The organism is uncultured Umboniibacter sp., assembly GCF_947497555.1.
GTDB lineage: Bacteria > Pseudomonadota > Gammaproteobacteria > Pseudomonadales > DSM-25080 > Umboniibacter.
In genome coordinates, this window is record NZ_CANMGY010000006.1 from 145058 (window position 1) to 160004 (window position 14947).

At 50.3% G+C, this 14947-nt stretch carries 17 protein-coding genes and 1 other RNA gene; 6 read left to right on the forward strand and 12 right to left on the reverse strand.

Annotated features, from left to right (window positions below; translation table 11 throughout):
• Positions 1 to 16: 16 nt before the first annotated feature.
• Genes Q0698_RS08735 through Q0698_RS08750 form a run of 4 tightly spaced genes read right to left on the reverse strand, consistent with a single transcriptional unit; the run spans position 17 to position 4262 of the window.
• A complete protein-coding gene (locus tag Q0698_RS08735) occupies positions 17 to 1231 on the reverse strand; it encodes a UbiH/UbiF/VisC/COQ6 family ubiquinone biosynthesis hydroxylase (protein WP_298635836.1) in 1215 nt (404 codons plus the stop codon).
• Positions 1228 to 2409, reverse strand: coding sequence for an FAD-dependent monooxygenase (locus Q0698_RS08740; RefSeq protein ID WP_298635838.1), 1182 nt, complete (start codon positions 2407 to 2409; stop codon positions 1228 to 1230). Before Q0698_RS08740 ends, Q0698_RS08735 begins: the two co-directional genes overlap by 4 nt.
• A gap of 2 nt (positions 2410 to 2411) precedes the next feature.
• A complete protein-coding gene (gene pepP / locus Q0698_RS08745; protein WP_298635840.1) occupies positions 2412 to 3740 on the reverse strand; it encodes a Xaa-Pro aminopeptidase in 1329 nt (442 codons plus the stop codon).
• Entirely contained in the window at positions 3741 to 4262 is a 522-nt protein-coding gene (locus Q0698_RS08750; protein WP_298635842.1) for a UPF0149 family protein, read from the reverse strand. It lies immediately after the preceding gene.
• 163 nt (positions 4263 to 4425) lie between these two features.
• Between Q0698_RS08750 and Q0698_RS08755 the strand changes: the two genes are divergently transcribed.
• From Q0698_RS08755 to Q0698_RS08770, 4 genes are all read left to right on the forward strand, one after another.
• The gene (locus Q0698_RS08755) at positions 4426 to 4614 is read left to right on the forward strand and encodes a hypothetical protein (protein ID WP_298635844.1); all 189 of its coding nucleotides are present in this window, start codon (positions 4426 to 4428) and stop codon (positions 4612 to 4614) included.
• Complete coding sequence (locus tag Q0698_RS08760; RefSeq protein ID WP_298635846.1) at positions 4604 to 4963, forward strand: cell division protein ZapA; 360 nt, start codon at positions 4604 to 4606, stop codon at positions 4961 to 4963. Before Q0698_RS08755 ends, Q0698_RS08760 begins: the two co-directional genes overlap by 11 nt.
• A 16-nt stretch (positions 4964 to 4979) precedes the next feature.
• Positions 4980 to 5155: non-coding RNA, 6S RNA (gene ssrS / locus Q0698_RS08765), on the forward strand.
• The gene (locus Q0698_RS08770) at positions 5154 to 5714 is read left to right on the forward strand and encodes a 5-formyltetrahydrofolate cyclo-ligase (protein ID WP_298635848.1); all 561 of its coding nucleotides are present in this window, start codon (positions 5154 to 5156) and stop codon (positions 5712 to 5714) included. Before ssrS ends, Q0698_RS08770 begins: the two co-directional genes overlap by 2 nt.
• Here Q0698_RS08770 and Q0698_RS08775 read toward each other — a convergent pair.
• Together Q0698_RS08775 and ilvA are read right to left on the reverse strand one after the other, a co-directional pair.
• Positions 5695 to 5838, reverse strand: a complete 144-nt coding sequence (locus Q0698_RS08775) for a hypothetical protein (RefSeq protein ID WP_298635850.1) — start codon at positions 5836 to 5838, stop codon at positions 5695 to 5697. The two genes, Q0698_RS08770 and Q0698_RS08775, sit on opposite strands and share 20 nt — an antisense overlap.
• 228 nt (positions 5839 to 6066) lie before the next feature.
• Positions 6067 to 7578, reverse strand: coding sequence for a threonine ammonia-lyase, biosynthetic (gene ilvA / locus Q0698_RS08780; protein WP_298635852.1), 1512 nt, complete (start codon positions 7576 to 7578; stop codon positions 6067 to 6069).
• Between the two features lie 133 nt (positions 7579 to 7711).
• On the opposite strand from ilvA, the gene rpiA reads away from it, so the two are divergent.
• Positions 7712 to 8386, forward strand: coding sequence for a ribose-5-phosphate isomerase RpiA (gene rpiA, locus Q0698_RS08785; RefSeq protein ID WP_298635854.1), 675 nt, complete (start codon positions 7712 to 7714; stop codon positions 8384 to 8386).
• 120 nt (positions 8387 to 8506) lie between these two features.
• Here rpiA and Q0698_RS08790 read toward each other — a convergent pair whose 3' ends face one another.
• The 4 genes from Q0698_RS08790 to Q0698_RS08805 form a co-directional block, all read right to left on the reverse strand.
• Complete coding sequence (locus Q0698_RS08790; protein WP_298635856.1) at positions 8507 to 9481, reverse strand: FHA domain-containing protein; 975 nt, start codon at positions 9479 to 9481, stop codon at positions 8507 to 8509.
• Positions 9478 to 10692: a serine protease gene (locus tag Q0698_RS08795; protein WP_298635858.1), complete on the reverse strand. Its 1215-nt coding sequence runs from the start codon at positions 10690 to 10692 to the stop codon at positions 9478 to 9480. The genes Q0698_RS08790 and Q0698_RS08795 overlap by 4 nt, the downstream gene beginning before the upstream one ends.
• Positions 10693 to 11352 (reverse strand): fumarylacetoacetate hydrolase family protein, encoded by a 660-nt coding sequence (locus Q0698_RS08800; protein ID WP_298635927.1) that lies wholly within the window; start codon positions 11350 to 11352, stop codon positions 10693 to 10695.
• Positions 11353 to 11452: 100 nt separating this feature from the next.
• Positions 11453 to 12847, reverse strand: coding sequence for an FAD-binding oxidoreductase (locus Q0698_RS08805; RefSeq protein ID WP_298635860.1), 1395 nt, complete (start codon positions 12845 to 12847; stop codon positions 11453 to 11455).
• Between the two features lie 110 nt (positions 12848 to 12957).
• On the opposite strand from Q0698_RS08805, the gene serA reads away from it, so the two are divergent.
• Entirely contained in the window at positions 12958 to 14187 is a 1230-nt protein-coding gene (gene serA, locus Q0698_RS08810) for a phosphoglycerate dehydrogenase (protein WP_298635862.1), read from the forward strand.
• A gap of 45 nt (positions 14188 to 14232) precedes the next feature.
• Here the strand turns inward: serA and Q0698_RS08815 are convergent, their stop codons facing one another.
• Both Q0698_RS08815 and Q0698_RS08820 read right to left on the reverse strand, forming a co-directional pair.
• The gene (locus Q0698_RS08815; RefSeq protein WP_298635863.1) at positions 14233 to 14586 is read right to left on the reverse strand and encodes a hypothetical protein; all 354 of its coding nucleotides are present in this window, start codon (positions 14584 to 14586) and stop codon (positions 14233 to 14235) included.
• 172 nt (positions 14587 to 14758) lie between these two features.
• Positions 14759 to 14947, reverse strand: a complete 189-nt coding sequence (locus tag Q0698_RS08820) for a hypothetical protein (RefSeq protein WP_298635864.1) — start codon at positions 14945 to 14947, stop codon at positions 14759 to 14761.

Consider the following 14947-nt stretch of genomic DNA (forward strand, 5'->3'; position numbering starts at 1 on the left):
ATGATTCTTATTCATTCTATCTTCCTTGCGCCTGAGTTAGCAACCATTGTTTTAGCAAACCCTGTTTATCAACGCGGTTTAGCCCCCAATTTCGAGCCAATCTAAGTGTAGGATTATCATTTCCAAATAACCAATTGAAACCAGACATAGACAGAGCAGTTAACTGATTATCACCTTTGCGTCGCCGTTCATAGCGTTTCACCGGCACTGAAAGCGGCACTCCGCGCGCCAACATTTTGCTGAGTTCTTCCGCCAGCACCAAAGCATCGCTGAAGCCCAAATTAGCACCCTGTCCCGCCAAGGGATGAATTGTATGGGCGGCGTCGCCGAGCAACACCCATCCAGTACCCACATAATTTCTGGCATGAGTACGTTGTAGCGGAAAACTGTAGCGCTTTGAAGCGAGCGTAAGTTTCCCACAGACATTTTCCATCACCCGCCCTAATTCAGCCGAAAATTGCGTCTCGGTGAGGGACATCAGCCGCTCGGCTTCGACGTTATCTGCGCTCCAGACTACTGATTCAAAATGCTTTCCATGTTGAATCGGCAGCGGCAACAGGGCCGCTGGGCCCGAGCTTAAGAAGCTCTGATAGGCGGTATTGGAATGAGACTCGGCGGACTCAACGGTAGCAACGATGGCCTGCTGCTCGTAAGAGGCTCTAGCGACAGGAATATCAAGTTGGTCGCGAATACGAGAATTGGCACCGTCGGCGGCGACTAACAAATCTGGATGCAGTTGTTGGCCATCGGCGAGCTGAACAGTTACCCCCTGGTCGTCCTCGAAGCAACGTTCAACGCTGGTATTCCAAAGGCAGCGTACTCCAATCTCCGCAAGTTGCTGAGTAGCGGCATAATTTAGCGCTGCGTTCTCAACAATCCAACCCAGTTCATCAAGCGAGGCCTCCGCGGCACTGAAATGAATATTTCCCGTACCCTCGCGGTCCCATACCCTCATTTGCTGGTACTTCTGACGACGCTGCGCTGGAATACGATCCCAAATATTAGCCTGCTTCAGCAGGCTGACCGACGCGGCGGTTAATGCCACTACGCGAACGTCCGCGGGCGCATCTTCGGTCAAGGGTTGTGGCGCTGGCCCACCATCAACAAGGGTTACAGCAAGCTGATCGGAAGAGAGTGAAAGTGCCAGGTGAGCGGCTGTCACGGCACCAATAATGCCACCACCCACCACGACAACGGACTGTCTAGGCATATTATTAATCGTAGCGCTCATATCAACGTCCCCTGCTGAGTAGGATGGAGTCCGGCCGCTCTACTGAGGAACTCCTTGCGGAGCGTTGGAGCTGAAGCCAGCGCAATCATCGCTGAGGTTCTAGCAATCGAGGCAACACGACTGGATAGCGCAAAGGTTCGCACTAACTGATCGCAGGCATTGAATACCAGCGCTTGATCCTGATGAACGGCTTGCTCCCATTTGGCTAATGCTGAGTAGGCCTGATGCCAATCGAAGTTATCCATGGCTGAGGCCAGTCTGGCGCCATCGCGCGCGCATAGGTTAAAACCCTGTCCTGCAACCGGATGAAGGGTGTGGGCGGCGTTACCGATTACCGCTACGCCGCGACGAAAAATTTCCTGCGATTGCTGGGCTGCCACGGGGAAGGAAGCAATTTTACCCATCGCCTCAACGCCGCCAAAGCGCAAGGTGGCAGCAGCCTCAAATCGCTCGATGAAAAGCTCGGGGGAGAGTGCCGTGAGCGCTGCTGCATCGTCCGGCGAAACACACCACACCGCCGCATAGCGCTGTTGCGTGAGGGGCAGTAATGCCAACGGTTTACCATCCGCAAAGCGCTCACGCGCGATACCTTGATGAGGCTGTTTTAGTGCCACATTAAAGACCAGCGCTACCTGCTGGTAGTCCGTTTTTTGAACCTCAATACCGGCTTGCTTAAGTAACCGGCTCTTGGCGCCATCTGCAATAACCAGTAATTCAGCCGTTTGAGCATCACCCGAACTCGTCTTAAGATGGACCCCTTGCTCAGTGACAGTGAAACTGTCAATTCCCTCTAGCCGGCTTGCGTGGATCGAAGCGTGCGATTCGATACCACAGCTGAGCGCGTTGAGGAGCATCTGATTTTCGACTACCGCGCCGAAACAAGGCTGGTTAATTTCATCCGCACTCAGGGCTAAACCACCAAAGTGCTGGCTGGCTGAAACATGAATGCCTGAGATGGGCTGGGCGCCCAATTGTTGAGTGGAGATGCCAAGGCGAGCAAGCTCATCGAGGGTCCCCGCTGACAACGCGGTAGAACGAACATCTAGCGCATTAGTATCGGCGGAAACCACGGGGTTAGGATCGAATATTTCGACTGACGTCACGCTCTCGGTCTGAGCAAGCTGAAGTGCCGCCATTCTCCCAACGAGGCCCCCGCCGGCTATCACCGCTCGCGTCATCGTTAGTGACTATCCATTAGTGCTTCAATTGCTTCAATGGTCTTTGGCACCGCCGCAGTAAGATTTTCATGTCCGGTGTTAGTCACCAGAATATCGTCTTCAATGCGAACCCCAATCCCACGCCACTTTGCGTCCACGGTGTCATTATTCGGCGAGACGTAAATCCCCGGCTCCACGGTTAACACCATTCCCGGTTCAAAATTGCGCCATTCCTTTGAGCCCGCAACGCGGTAATCACCCACATCGTGAACGTCAATACCTAGCCAGTGACCTGTACCGTGCATGTAATATTCTTTGTAAGCCTCATCGGCGATTAAGGTGTCCGCATCACCGGCCAATAGTCCCAGTGAAATTAGCCCATCAACCAACACGGCAACTGCCGCGTTATGAACGGCGTCGTAAGGGTTTCCAGGCTTAATCTGCGCAATCGCCGCATGCTGAGCAGCTAAGACAACGTCATAGATAGCCCGTTGCTCCGGACTAAATTTACCATTGGCTGGAAAGGTCCGCGTGATATCCGCGGCATACATTTGATATTCACAACCCGCGTCAATCAGGACGAGGTCACCGTCCTTTACCTCGGCATTGTTCTCAACATAATGCAAAATGCAGGCATTCTCGCCGCCGCCGACAATGGAGTTGTAGGCGGGGAAGCGAGCGCCTCGCATCGCGAATTCGTGAACAATTTCGGCCTCAAGCTGATACTCATTGCAGCCGGGCTTGACGAACTTCATCGCGCGCGAATGCGCATCCGCCGAGATTGTGGCGGCGGTGCGCATCAATTCAATCTCATAATCAGACTTGATAAGGCGCATTTCGGCAATCATGGCATCCACATCTAAACGTGCTTCCGGCGTTCTCACCCCCTGCTTGCGTTGGCGACGGAGACCCTGCATCCACGATTCAATAAGTGAAGCCTGCTCGCTCTGTCGTAAATTTGAGCTTAATAGCACATCTTTGTCAGCCAATAACTCCACGGCAATCTTATCGAGGTTGCCTATTGGGTAAGCACTATCCGCGCCGAATATCTCTGCGGCAAGCTCTGGGCCAAAGCGGCGACCATCCCAAATTTCTCGATCTTTATCCTTGTCACGGCAGCACAACACGAAGCGACCCTCATCTCCCTCTTTCACCAAAAAAGCGACCGCTTCAGGCTCTGGAAACCCGGTGAGATAGTAGAAGTTGGATTCGGCGCGAAAATGGTGATCGGCATCATTCGAGCGAATTAATTCGGGCGCTGTGGCGATAAACGCGACGCTATTGTCAGGCATACTATCGAGCAAGGCGGCTCGACGGGCGGCAAATTCAGCCAAGGGAAATTCTGTGTTCATTTACTGTACCTTCTTTGGTCGAGCATCAATATAGAGGGAGATAATCCCTAGGCGAACGTACTCACTAATCTCAATTAATTCCTGTTCATCTTCCTCACTGAATTCACCACTCGTATCCAGTTGAGCAATTTGGCTCAGGTCCTCAAAGAAACTCTCATCGTTAATTGTGCCACCTTGCATTCCAAATCCAGCGAGAAACGCTTCGGCCCAATGTGCCAGCGCTTGCGCCCTAGCAGTGAGTCCAGCATTGTCTTCTGGCAACATCAACATGAAACCCATGTTAACGTCCTCTAGTTGTTTACGAGCTAACTCCCGTAAAGCGTTCAATGTGGCAATAAAACCTTCGTTGGCCTCAACACCATAGGCCTCTAACAGTGCATCCACCGCGCGACGCGTATCACCGCCCGTTTTAACACATAGCCCAGCGGTTAAATAACCGTGCAATTCCGCCGGGGTACAAACTGCCCCAACGTCCTCGAGGGCGGTTTCTAATAGGCTAAACGCTTTACCAGTTTGACTCATAACTACAAATTCCTTACATCAATGTTGGTATCCTAACGCTGCAAGCTCAATTTCGCCACTAATTCACCGTCAAGAATTGCTGCCTTTAGCAGCTATTTGAGTTGACCAAAATAACCTGGAAACCCTATAGTAAGTAATAGCCGTAGGTAACTGGAAATGAACTATGTCAGGGCACGACGAACTGATAATCGAATTACAAGAATGCGTAGACCAACTCACACGGAAGCTTGAGCAACTGTTAGATGAGCGAACTCGCCTTCAGGAGCAACTCGCAGCCCGTAAGACGCGCACCGTGAACGTAGCTAAAACCTCGGATGAGCATCTTCAGGAGGATTGGTTAAGTGGCCTCTAGCAACACCATTCAATTTACTTTTTTAGAGCGCGAGTACGAATTCAACTGCCCTAGCGAGCAACGAGAAAAGTTAACTCAGGCGGCTGAAAAACTTAATCAACGAATGACCGAGATTCATCAGAATACCACTGCCTCGCGCGAGTCTGTAATGCTGATGGCTGCACTGAATTTAAGCTTTGAGTTGGAAACAGCAAACCAATCTGGTGCGCTTAGGCAGGTTGATGACAACCAGACCTTAGCATCTAGTCTCCCCAATTCCGCTGAACGAACTGAGACCGAGCGCGCAGCCTTGGTTGAAATCGCCGAAAGACTGCATTCTTTGTCTTCCATGATTGGTGATATAGACTAACTCAGCGTATAATGATTTTAGCCTGGGGTGTTTGCCAATTGACACGTCCCTGAGCCGATAATTGAAAACACGGGTTATGCTCGTTATTGGTGGTGTGCATGTCCGCTTGACGGAAAGCCTGATCCAATTCAGCGTTTCCCACCTTGAACTTCGGGTTCGAGGCCACGTCAGTAGCGGCACCTTGGGTCTTATGTCCTCAGATAAATCTCTCTTAAGAAAACAGTGTAAACAAGTTCGACGCGAGCTTTCCCAGGCTCGGCAGTCTGCCAATAGCCATGCGCTCTGTCAGACACTTAATGCCTACCTGACTAAACTTTCTGCTAAGCGCATCGCTAGCTATCTGGCCTTTGGCCCCGAAATCTCGGTTGACCCGCTGTTTAGCTCAAGTTCCCATCACCATTGGTTCGCCCCCATCATCACGCCCGATTACGGCATGCAGTGGGGAGCGGTAGACCTTAACAGCCTAAATCACAATGATTATGGAATTCGAGAGCCTCAAGAAGCTTCGGCCACCGCAGCTGAGCACTTTGACATTATGTTAGTGCCGCTGGTTGGCTATGACAGAGAAGGTAATCGAATTGGTATGGGTGCGGGCTATTACGATAGAGCACTAGGCACACTGAGCGAGAAACCGCTTTTGATAGGCTGTGCTCATAGCGTTCAGGAATGCCAGACAATCGCCGCCGAACCTTGGGATGTTCGGCTTGATGCGATTGCTACTGAGAATGGGCTTACTTGGTTGAACTCATAAGGCCCTGCTGCAGCGCAGCAACAGGCTGACGAACTTCTTCACCATCAAGGAGGTGTAACCCCGCCGTAATGAGAACCCCTACTGCAAATAATGCCATAGCCCAATTAAAAAAATCGGATTTCATCTCTCTACTCCTAGACTCTCCACCTTATCCTCTGCGTGATTTCGGTGCGTTTAATTTATTATATCGTTGCATTTGCACTTCTTTGGTGCACTTCAATCACTCAACTTACAAAGATTACGACTGAATCGCAAGAGGTAAGTAAGACTACTGACTTTTAATAAAGTTCACTAGTAACTAGTAAGCATTTATTGTGCCAACTCTATTACAAATTAGGACATTCGACGTGAGTTAACTCATAAAGAGTTGGAAAGCGGGATTTGCTGTTTCATCTTCGATACTAAAACCTACCTGCGCAAGTCGACTTACCAAGGTTGGGATATCAGCCTCATCGATGGCTAAACCAAACAGCACACGGCCATATGCCGCGCCATGATTGCGATAATGGAATAACGTGATAGTCCAGTCTCCACCTAATGCGGCGAGAAAGTCTTTTAGTGCGCCTGGGCGTTCTGGAAATCGAGTTTTAAATACTCGCTCATTGGTCAGTTGGCTAACTCCACCCACCATGTAGCGAGTATGAACTTTAGCGAGTTCATTATCCGTTAAATCGATGACAGGGTATTGGCAATCAGCAAGGTGTTGATTGAGCTTCGCCCTATCTTCACCACCTGCTCGAACTTGCACGCCTACAAACACCACTGCCTGATCAGGACGATTGTAACGGTAGTTGAATTCGGTCACGGCGCGCTTGCCAAGGTTTTCGCAAAAGGCGGCGAAACTGCCAGGCTGTTCGGGAATGGTGACGGCAAAAACCGCCTCGCGCTGCTCGCCGATTTCGGTTCGCTCCGAGATATAACGCAGACGATCGAAGTTGGTATTGGCCCCCGATTCGATAGCAATCAACGCCCCTTCGGTAGCACCCTCTCGTTCAGCATACTTCTTCAAACCGGCTAACGACAGTGCGCCCGCTGGCTCTGCAATAGACCGCGTGTCATCGAAAATATCTTTAATCGCCGCACAAATTTCATCGGTGGTGCAGGTGATCACTTCATCTACGGTATCTTTTAGAAGCTCAAAGGTCACTTCACCAATACGTGCCACCGCAACGCCGTCAGCAAACAACCCAACCTTGTCCAGCGTACTGGGAGTACCCTGTTCCAAAGCATAACGAAGACAGGCAGCATCTTCAGGTTCCACTGCAATGACCTTAATCTCAGGGCGTAAGAATTTAATCCAATTTGCACAGCCTGCGGCCAAGCCACCGCCACCCACTGGTAAGAATATGGCTTCTACCTTGGCTGGCATCTGCTTCAAGATTTCAACGGCGGCGGTTCCCTGACCGGCAATAACGTCAATATCATCAAACGGATGAACGTAAAATAAGCCCTGAAGTTCCGATAGTTCACGCGCATGAGCCGCGGCCTGATCAAATGAATCACCGTGAAGTACTACGTTGCCGCCACGTGCTCGCACGCCATCAATCTTAATCTGAGGGGTTGTTTGCGGCATCACGATGGTTGCTACAACGCCAAGGTGTGTCGACGCCATGGCAAGCCCTTGAGCATGGTTACCTGCCGATGCTGCAATGACGCCCTTCGACAATGTGTCGGCCGAGAGCTGAAGTAACTTGTTATAGGCGCCACGCAGTTTGAAGGAGTGAACGGGCTGGAGATCTTCTCGCTTTAGATAAATTGGGCTGCTGAAACGCGCTGATAGCCCCGCCGCTTTATTGAGCGGAGTTTCGATCACTAAGTCATATATTCTCGCATCGAGGATTTTCTTAACTAACGAGTCTTTCATGAAGCAGCCAACCTTTCTAATGATCTTCTCAGTGTAACGTGTTGACGCCACAAGGTGTATAACAATTCTTCGTATTCACTTGGGCTTAGCGTTATACTTAGCGCAGCTTCGACCTACCACAATGGGAATCTTTATGAACCAAGATCAGTTAAAGGCATCCGTCGCGCAGGCGGCCTTGCAACACATTCTTCCGCAACTCAACAGCGATACCATTCTTGGTATTGGCACGGGTTCTACGGCAAACTTCTTTATTGATTTCTTGGCCGAACACAAAGGTGCCTTTGACGGCTGTGTTGCCTCATCGGAAGCTTCAGCGGATAGATTACTCGCCCATGGTATTCCCGTTTACGACCTAAACGAATCTGGGACGCTTGAGTTTTATATTGATGGTGCGGATGAAAGCAACGAGCGACTTGAGCTAATTAAAGGCGGCGGGGCTGCATTAACACGCGAAAAAATTGTGGCTGCCGCGTCGAAGACCTTTATTTGTATTGCGGACGAATCAAAGCTCGTTAATGTCCTCGGTGAGTTTCCCCTACCCGTCGAGGTTATCCCAATGGCACGAAGCTACGTGGCGAGAGAGTTGGTAGCAATGGGCGCTGACCCAGTTTACCGAGAAGGTGTTGTCACCGATAACGGCAACATCATCCTAGACCTGTACAACTTTCAGATTGCTACGCCTCGCGCTATTGAGACGGCGATTAATCAAATTGTAGGGGTAGTGACTAACGGCCTATTTGCCAACCGCCCTGCCGACATTCTGATGCTGGCTACGCAAGACGGTGTAGTAACCAAAACAACTAACTGAGATCGATGATACAAAAATGCCATCAAACGTAACGTTTGATGGCATTTGCTTCGCGTTGATCGAAATTTTCTAGGCCGAGGTACCAGCCTCTCTAATTCGTTTCACGAATTAATTTGGCCGCTAGTCATCACCTTGAGATTCATCACCTTGGGATTCATCATCGCTCGAATCACCTTCCGCCTCGATGAATAGATCTCCGACCGCGGCACGAAAATCCTCCACATCCTGAACTGGCGCAAACCGAAGCGTCTCACTCAAAAGCAGCTCGTTGTAAACCGCTAAACTCTCCGCGTCCGCCGCATCCTCCGTCACATGAATATAGGTATCGAAGCAGATTGCTAACAGCAAAACATTGCAAGCGAGTGCTCGCTTTACAAAAGTCCAATGCGTTACCCAGGAGAGCGCCCCGTATAGTGAAAGGACTAGCAACAATACTTTGGCAATAAAGCCAATCATCACCAAAAATATTGATCCACCCACATTATAGGAGAGCCAAGCTAGCAGGTAGGCACCCACTTCCATCAGTAGCATAACGCCTGCAACTAGTGCTAATACTTGCCAAAAATAGCCTTTGCCTCGCAGCAGTACACCGATAGCGTAGCCTACGCCAGCTACTCCCAGAATCCATAGATATTCTAACGCTCCGGAATGGAAGGAATTCGATATGCTAAATTCTTCAAACCCGTACAGATATTCAATAAAAACACTATTGACGATCAGCAAGAAATAGGCTGCCAGTGCAATTGGCATAGCACGTTTAAGGCTAGGAGGTAATGACGGGGTAGACGGAGTGGCTTGCGTGTTATCGATCACCTCGAAGATATGTTCACCCAGCTCAAACTTTTCACCCGCTACCAATTGAATCCGATCACCGAGAGAGCTGCCAAAACGATTACGAATGCCGTTTTCACTGTCAGTATCAAGCAGCCAAAACCGACCCTCCTCATCCTCGAGTACTTTCGCGTGGGCGGGCGACACATAACTATCGTGGAGACAAACATCCATTTCAGGCGCAGAGCCAATACTCAGGTTGTTAGCAAGGGGGACACGTTGTTCATGCTGTCGATGAGTTCTATAAATTCGCAGCAACTTCATAGAATAGCCCCCAATAGCTTATCAATAACCTGTTGTGCAGAGTCCTTACTTACCCCCTCTAGCGCTAACGCCGTCATTGCCACCTTGCCCTCGTGAGGCGGGGAGCCCACTTTAAGGTAGACATCGTAAAGGGGAGCAAAGCGCTTATAGCCTCGGACACACACGATGGCCTTATGGCCACCGTAATCGCCATCTAAGAAGGTCTCATGACAACTCATCGGTCCTACGTAATCGGTATCACTCGGGGATTGCCGCCCCAGATTCATCGCATCATGCACTTCGAACTCAAACTGTAGCGGGCTGAGGTCAATATTCTCCACCACCATCTGATTGTAGATAATGCTACCCGTTTGCAGATGTCGGTTAAGATAGATGCCTTCACGAGTTCGACACGAGCGACTGATTACGTTGGTTCTGCGTTCCTGCTGATCGTTATTCGATGCCCCCCAGCAACTAATGAAGTCTGTGATTTCGGCGATCGCAGGCCGACCACCCAGTTGCTCAACGGACCAATCACCCGATAGAAAAGTATCGATTCTGGCGCTTTCATCCGCTAGCAACTGTTCTGAAATTTGCGCTTCAAGCGGAACTTCAACGCCTATCTGCGCCACCATATTTACCACAGCATCAAGGGGCACTAGTAGACTCAAGTTATTTCCATAACCGGCCACATTAACACCCACTACCTCGTTCTCTTTGTTCAATGCGGGTCCGCCACTCATGCCGGAGTTAAGCGCGCCGGAGAAGTTAATCAAACGATGAAAGCGATGGGCTACTTCACCATTCCAGGTCCCTGGCACAATGGTTTGCCCTAAATCCATGGGGTTACCGAAGGATAGAATTCGTTCTCCTTGAGAGGGCTCGTGAGCCGCAAGCTGAAGCATGCCTTCTACTTCAGCGTCTATTTTTAATAGCGCCAAGTCATTAATGACATCCACCGCGACTACACGGCTTGGAATGATTTGCTCGGTGGCTGAAACGACCTCAAGTCGATAGCCGTCGGGAAAGTTAACCACGGACTCCACAACGTGGTAGTTCGTAACAAGATATCCGTCGGTGGACACCGCAAAGCCACTGCCGATGGATGATTTCTGATCGGCTTGTGCATCGAGAACGCGAATTTGAAACACCGCATTGAGTTGTGCTTCGTAATCACTGCCTGCGGTCGCTAGCGACGACAGTAGTAACAAAGCAATAATCATTAAACGCATTTAAAGTACCTCTGATCTAGCTGACCATCGATTGCATAAGCTGGCGCCGAGCTGATCACCTTGACGTAATGCTGTAACACCAGCTGGCGTTCCGGTTAAAACGAGATCACCGGGTTCGAGCGTGAATGAGCGTGAGATTTCTGCAACTAAATCCAACGGGGACCAGAGCATTTCGGCGACCGATCCGGACTGCTGAAGGCGGCCGTTCAATTCCAATGAGAGCGAAAGATCTTCAAGAGAAGGACAGTTTTCGCGATCTACAAAGGCTGACAGAACCAGCGCGCCATCAAAACTTTTAGCGCGTTCCCAGGGATGGCCATTGCGTTTTAATTCACTTTGCAAATCCCGGAGCGTTAAATCCAAGCCCAGGCCTACACCAATAATTGCGGCATCGGCTTCTTCGGCGCTTACGTTTCGAAGTCGGCTGCCGATTAAGAGCGTGATCTCGGTCTCCACATGGCATTCCCCCTGATTGCTAGGGATCGAAAATTGCGGCTCCATCTCAACCATTGCCGAAGAGGGTTTGATAAAGAGAAGCGGTTCAGTGGGGACTGGATTGTTTAACTCGCGTGCGTGGGCGGCATAGTTTCGCCCTACGCACACGGCCTTAGCATTGGGAAGATCAAGGGACTCACCACCCCACCATCGGTGTTGGTATATTGACAAATTAGGCTCCAACTCTGCATTCACAGCCAATTAAGAAGTTGCTTTAGCAACCTTTTTCTTAAGTATGGCAGCTCATAACGAGATGTACATAGCCTTAATCAAACAGTTTACCTGGATTGAGTATTCCCGCTGGATCAAATACCTGGCGCATTTGTTTCATCAGACGAACTTCTTCATCGGAACGGCTATAGCTTAAGGCATGTTTCTTAAGCAGGCCGACGCCGTGCTCCGCTGACACCGAGCCGCCCATCGCAGCAATTTCGTCAAAGATTAGCGCACTGACCGCTTTGCATTGCTCCATGAAGTCTTCAATCAATAGTTCTTCGGGCTTCAAAATGTTCAGATGAAGATTACCGTCGCCAATATGACCAAACCAACACACTTCAAAATCCGGGTAATGCTCCGCCACAATGCTGTCAACTTTAGCCAAGAATGCCGGCACCTTAGAAACCGATACACTCAAGTCATTTTTGTAGGGCATTCGCGGTGCGATGCTTTCAGAGATTCCCTCGCGCAGCCGCCAGAGTGATGACGCCTGCTGTTCAGACTGACTCATCACCCCGTCCAGCACCCAGCCCTCAATCAGGCAGTGTTCAAAGCAAGCTAACGTTGCCTCTATCTCAGCCTCGGTAGCTGTTTCCACTTCCACTAAGGCATAGTAGGGGGCGGCTTCGGCCAGCGGCTGAGCTTCGCCTGAATGAGCGAGATTCGCCTCCAGGGCATTGTGGGAGAAGAACTCAAAGGCGTTCACTGAGGTCTGCTGTTGGAAGCTGGCGAGTACCGACATGAGATCCGTCATTTCATTTACAGCCAGCACCAGCACAGTTGCCGGCTTGGGAGGCGCAGTGAGACGAATAGTCGCTTCGGTAATAATTCCCAACGTACCTTCTGAGCCTACGAATAAATGGCGAAGGTCATAGCCAGTATTGTTTTTTAGCAACCCTTTGTTGAGCTCTAACAGTTCGCCAGACCCAGTAACTACCTTTAATCCAGCAACCCAATCGCGGGTCATCCCGTAGCGAATGACTTTAATGCCGCCAGCGTTGGTAGCGATATTCCCACCAATTTGCGAGCTGCCAGACGACGCAAAATCTACCGGGTAGAACAGCCCTAACTCCTCTGCATGCTGCTGTAGCTGGGCGGTTACCATACCTGACTCAACAGTGACCGTAGAGCTAGCAACATCCGTAGCTATTAGCTTGTTCATCTTCTCCAGTGAGAGCACAAGCTCGCCATTCAAGGCCGTAGCCCCGCCGCTCAAGCCCGTTCTGCCCCCCGAAGGAACCAAAGCTACCTGCTCGGCATTTGCCCAGCGAACAATGGCTTGAACCTGTTCGGTGGTGGTTGGCAACGCAATGGCACTTGGCTTTGGTGAATATTGCCTACACCAATCGCCGCCGAAGTGCTGTAAATCAGCCTCATCAAGCAGTACATTAGTGTCACCTAGGATTTGGCGTAACGCCTCGATTTGCGGCAAGCTTAAATTCACGTGGCTGGCTCTCTGTAGCTAGTAAGTATTGATGACCGCTAGATTAAAGTGAGCTCACTTTATCGGCAAGGCAAATATCACCGTTTTAATACATTAAAAAGAGGTAACCCATGGCTAGTATGTCACTCGAGAAGAATCGTATTAAGTTTTTGTTGTTAGAGGGTGTTCACCCCTCGGCTATTGCCACCCTAAATTCGGCAGGCTACAACGAAATCGAGGCGCTGAGTGGCTCCCTGGACGAAGATTCGCTGATTGAAAAGCTAAAGGGCGTACATTTCGTAGGGGTTCGATCTAGAACACAATTGACTGAACGGGTGATCGCTGCCGCTGACAAGCTCATTGCCATTGGTTGTTTCTGTATTGGTACCAACCAAGTTGACCTACCCGCAGCCCGACGCCATGGTATTCCCGTGTTCAACGCACCCTATTCCAACACGCGTAGCGTGGCCGAGTTGGTTCTCGCCGAAGCCATTATGTTAGCGCGCGGTGTGCCAGAGAAGAGCATGAAAGCGCATCGCGGTGAGTGGCAGAAGTCTGCCGCCAAGTCCTGGGAAGTTCGCGGCAAGACGCTGGGTGTTGTGGGTTATGGCTCAATTGGTAGCCAGCTATCGGTCCTGGCCGAGTCACTGGGAATGAAAGTGAAGTTCCACGATGTGGTAACAAAATTGCCGTTAGGGAATGCAGAACAGGCAGAGTCACTAGATGATCTGTTAAGTGAGAGTGATATCGTCACCCTGCATGTTCCCGAGACGTCAGCAACACAAGACATGTTTGGTGCCGCACAGTTCGCTAAGATGAAACCCGGCTCAATCTTCATCAATGCCGCTCGCGGCACGGTAGTGGTTATTGAGGATCTAGTCGCCGCACTGAAATCTGAACATTTGGGCGGCGCTGCAATTGATGTTTTCCCAGTAGAACCGCGTTCAAACAGCGAAACCTTCGAGTCGCCATTGCGGGGGATCGACAACGTGATTCTCACTCCGCACGTGGGTGGCTCTACCCAAGAAGCTCAGGAAAATATTGGTATTGAGGTGGCGCTGAAGTTTGCTAAGTATAGCGACAACGGCACGACTACCAGCGCCGTCAATTTCCCTGAGGTTGCCCTGCCAGAGCACAATACTAGCCACCGTATCCTTCACGTTCACAAGAACGTTCCAGGCGTATTAGCTGCGATAACCGAAGTGTTATCGACTAATGGCGTAAACATTACTGGTCAGTATCTCCAGACTGCTGAAGATATTGGTTATGTGGTGGTTGATGTGGAGCATGGGCAGGGGTCGAAAGCGCTAGACAAATTGTCGACCGTTGATCATACCATTCGCTGTCGAGTGCTTTTCTAAGGCGCTCGCTGGTATTATTGGTAGCTTGACGAGAGTAATCTCAGGCTACCGATAGACCTTAGGTACGCGAAAATAATAGATCGCAAAGAGTATTGCACTGAGCCAGATAAACCCCGCCAAAAACGCATGCAAGTGTGGACTAAGTAACGCGTAAAGGCTTCCCGCTGCCCCCATAGCAACAAGGTATTGCACACCCACCCGTGGTGTCACCGGGCCATTCTCGCGGTTCGCTGGATACAACCACACTAGCAACTGGTAGCTCGCCACAATTAACAACCAGGCCTTCCAGGTAAATAACGTCACAAAGAATCCTGCAAACATCGATGAGGCTGCCGTGGCAATGGTTAAACTTACAGGCTCTTTGAAACTGACGAGTTGATTCAGCGTTTCTCTTGTCATTGTAGCTCCCTGCTAACGGTGGATGACTTCCATCTCTAGTTCTACTTTTTGGCCTAATAGTAATACTTAATCTAAAACTAATACCAGCAATCGTTTTATTGCTCGAGCTGATCTTAATCCTTGCTCTAAGGTAACACTGGGCAAGCCCAGTGTTACGGTTACTCCTTCAGAATTAAGCCGGTTGCGGCGCTTCGGTTTTAGGTTCGGGAGCAGGCGCTGGGTCATTCAAGCCATCTAAGAATTGACTCGTCTTCTCCGCAATATAGCCCAGGGCTACGCCCGCAAGAAAGGCCCCTCCCACAATTAGGATGACACCTCCGCCGTCCACTTCAGTTTGTTCCTTCAATGTCAGCTCGCGCAT

Coding starts and splice junctions, on each gene's coding strand:
- rpiA (WP_298635854.1), top strand. CDS start 7,712: ATGAACCAAGATCAGTTAAAGGCATCCGTCGCGCAGGCGGCCTTGCAA.
- Q0698_RS08820 (WP_298635864.1), bottom strand. CDS start 14,947: ATGCGCGAGCTGACATTGAAGGAACAAACTGAAGTGGACGGCGGAGGT.
- Q0698_RS08750 (WP_298635842.1), bottom strand. CDS start 4,262: ATGAGTCAAACTGGTAAAGCGTTTAGCCTATTAGAAACCGCCCTCGAG.
- Q0698_RS08790 (WP_298635856.1), bottom strand. CDS start 9,481: ATGAAGTTGCTGCGAATTTATAGAACTCATCGACAGCATGAACAACGT.
- Q0698_RS08815 (WP_298635863.1), bottom strand. CDS start 14,586: ATGACAAGAGAAACGCTGAATCAACTCGTCAGTTTCAAAGAGCCTGTA.
- pepP (WP_298635840.1), bottom strand. CDS start 3,740: ATGAACACAGAATTTCCCTTGGCTGAATTTGCCGCCCGTCGAGCCGCC.
- serA (WP_298635862.1), top strand. CDS start 12,958: ATGGCTAGTATGTCACTCGAGAAGAATCGTATTAAGTTTTTGTTGTTA.
- Q0698_RS08740 (WP_298635838.1), bottom strand. CDS start 2,409: ATGACGCGAGCGGTGATAGCCGGCGGGGGCCTCGTTGGGAGAATGGCG.
- Q0698_RS08775 (WP_298635850.1), bottom strand. CDS start 5,838: ATGAAATCCGATTTTTTTAATTGGGCTATGGCATTATTTGCAGTAGGG.
- ilvA (WP_298635852.1), bottom strand. CDS start 7,578: ATGAAAGACTCGTTAGTTAAGAAAATCCTCGATGCGAGAATATATGAC.
- Q0698_RS08770 (WP_298635848.1), top strand. CDS start 5,154: ATGTCCTCAGATAAATCTCTCTTAAGAAAACAGTGTAAACAAGTTCGA.
- Q0698_RS08755 (WP_298635844.1), top strand. CDS start 4,426: ATGTCAGGGCACGACGAACTGATAATCGAATTACAAGAATGCGTAGAC.
- Q0698_RS08795 (WP_298635858.1), bottom strand. CDS start 10,692: ATGCGTTTAATGATTATTGCTTTGTTACTACTGTCGTCGCTAGCGACC.
- Q0698_RS08735 (WP_298635836.1), bottom strand. CDS start 1,231: ATGAGCGCTACGATTAATAATATGCCTAGACAGTCCGTTGTCGTGGTG.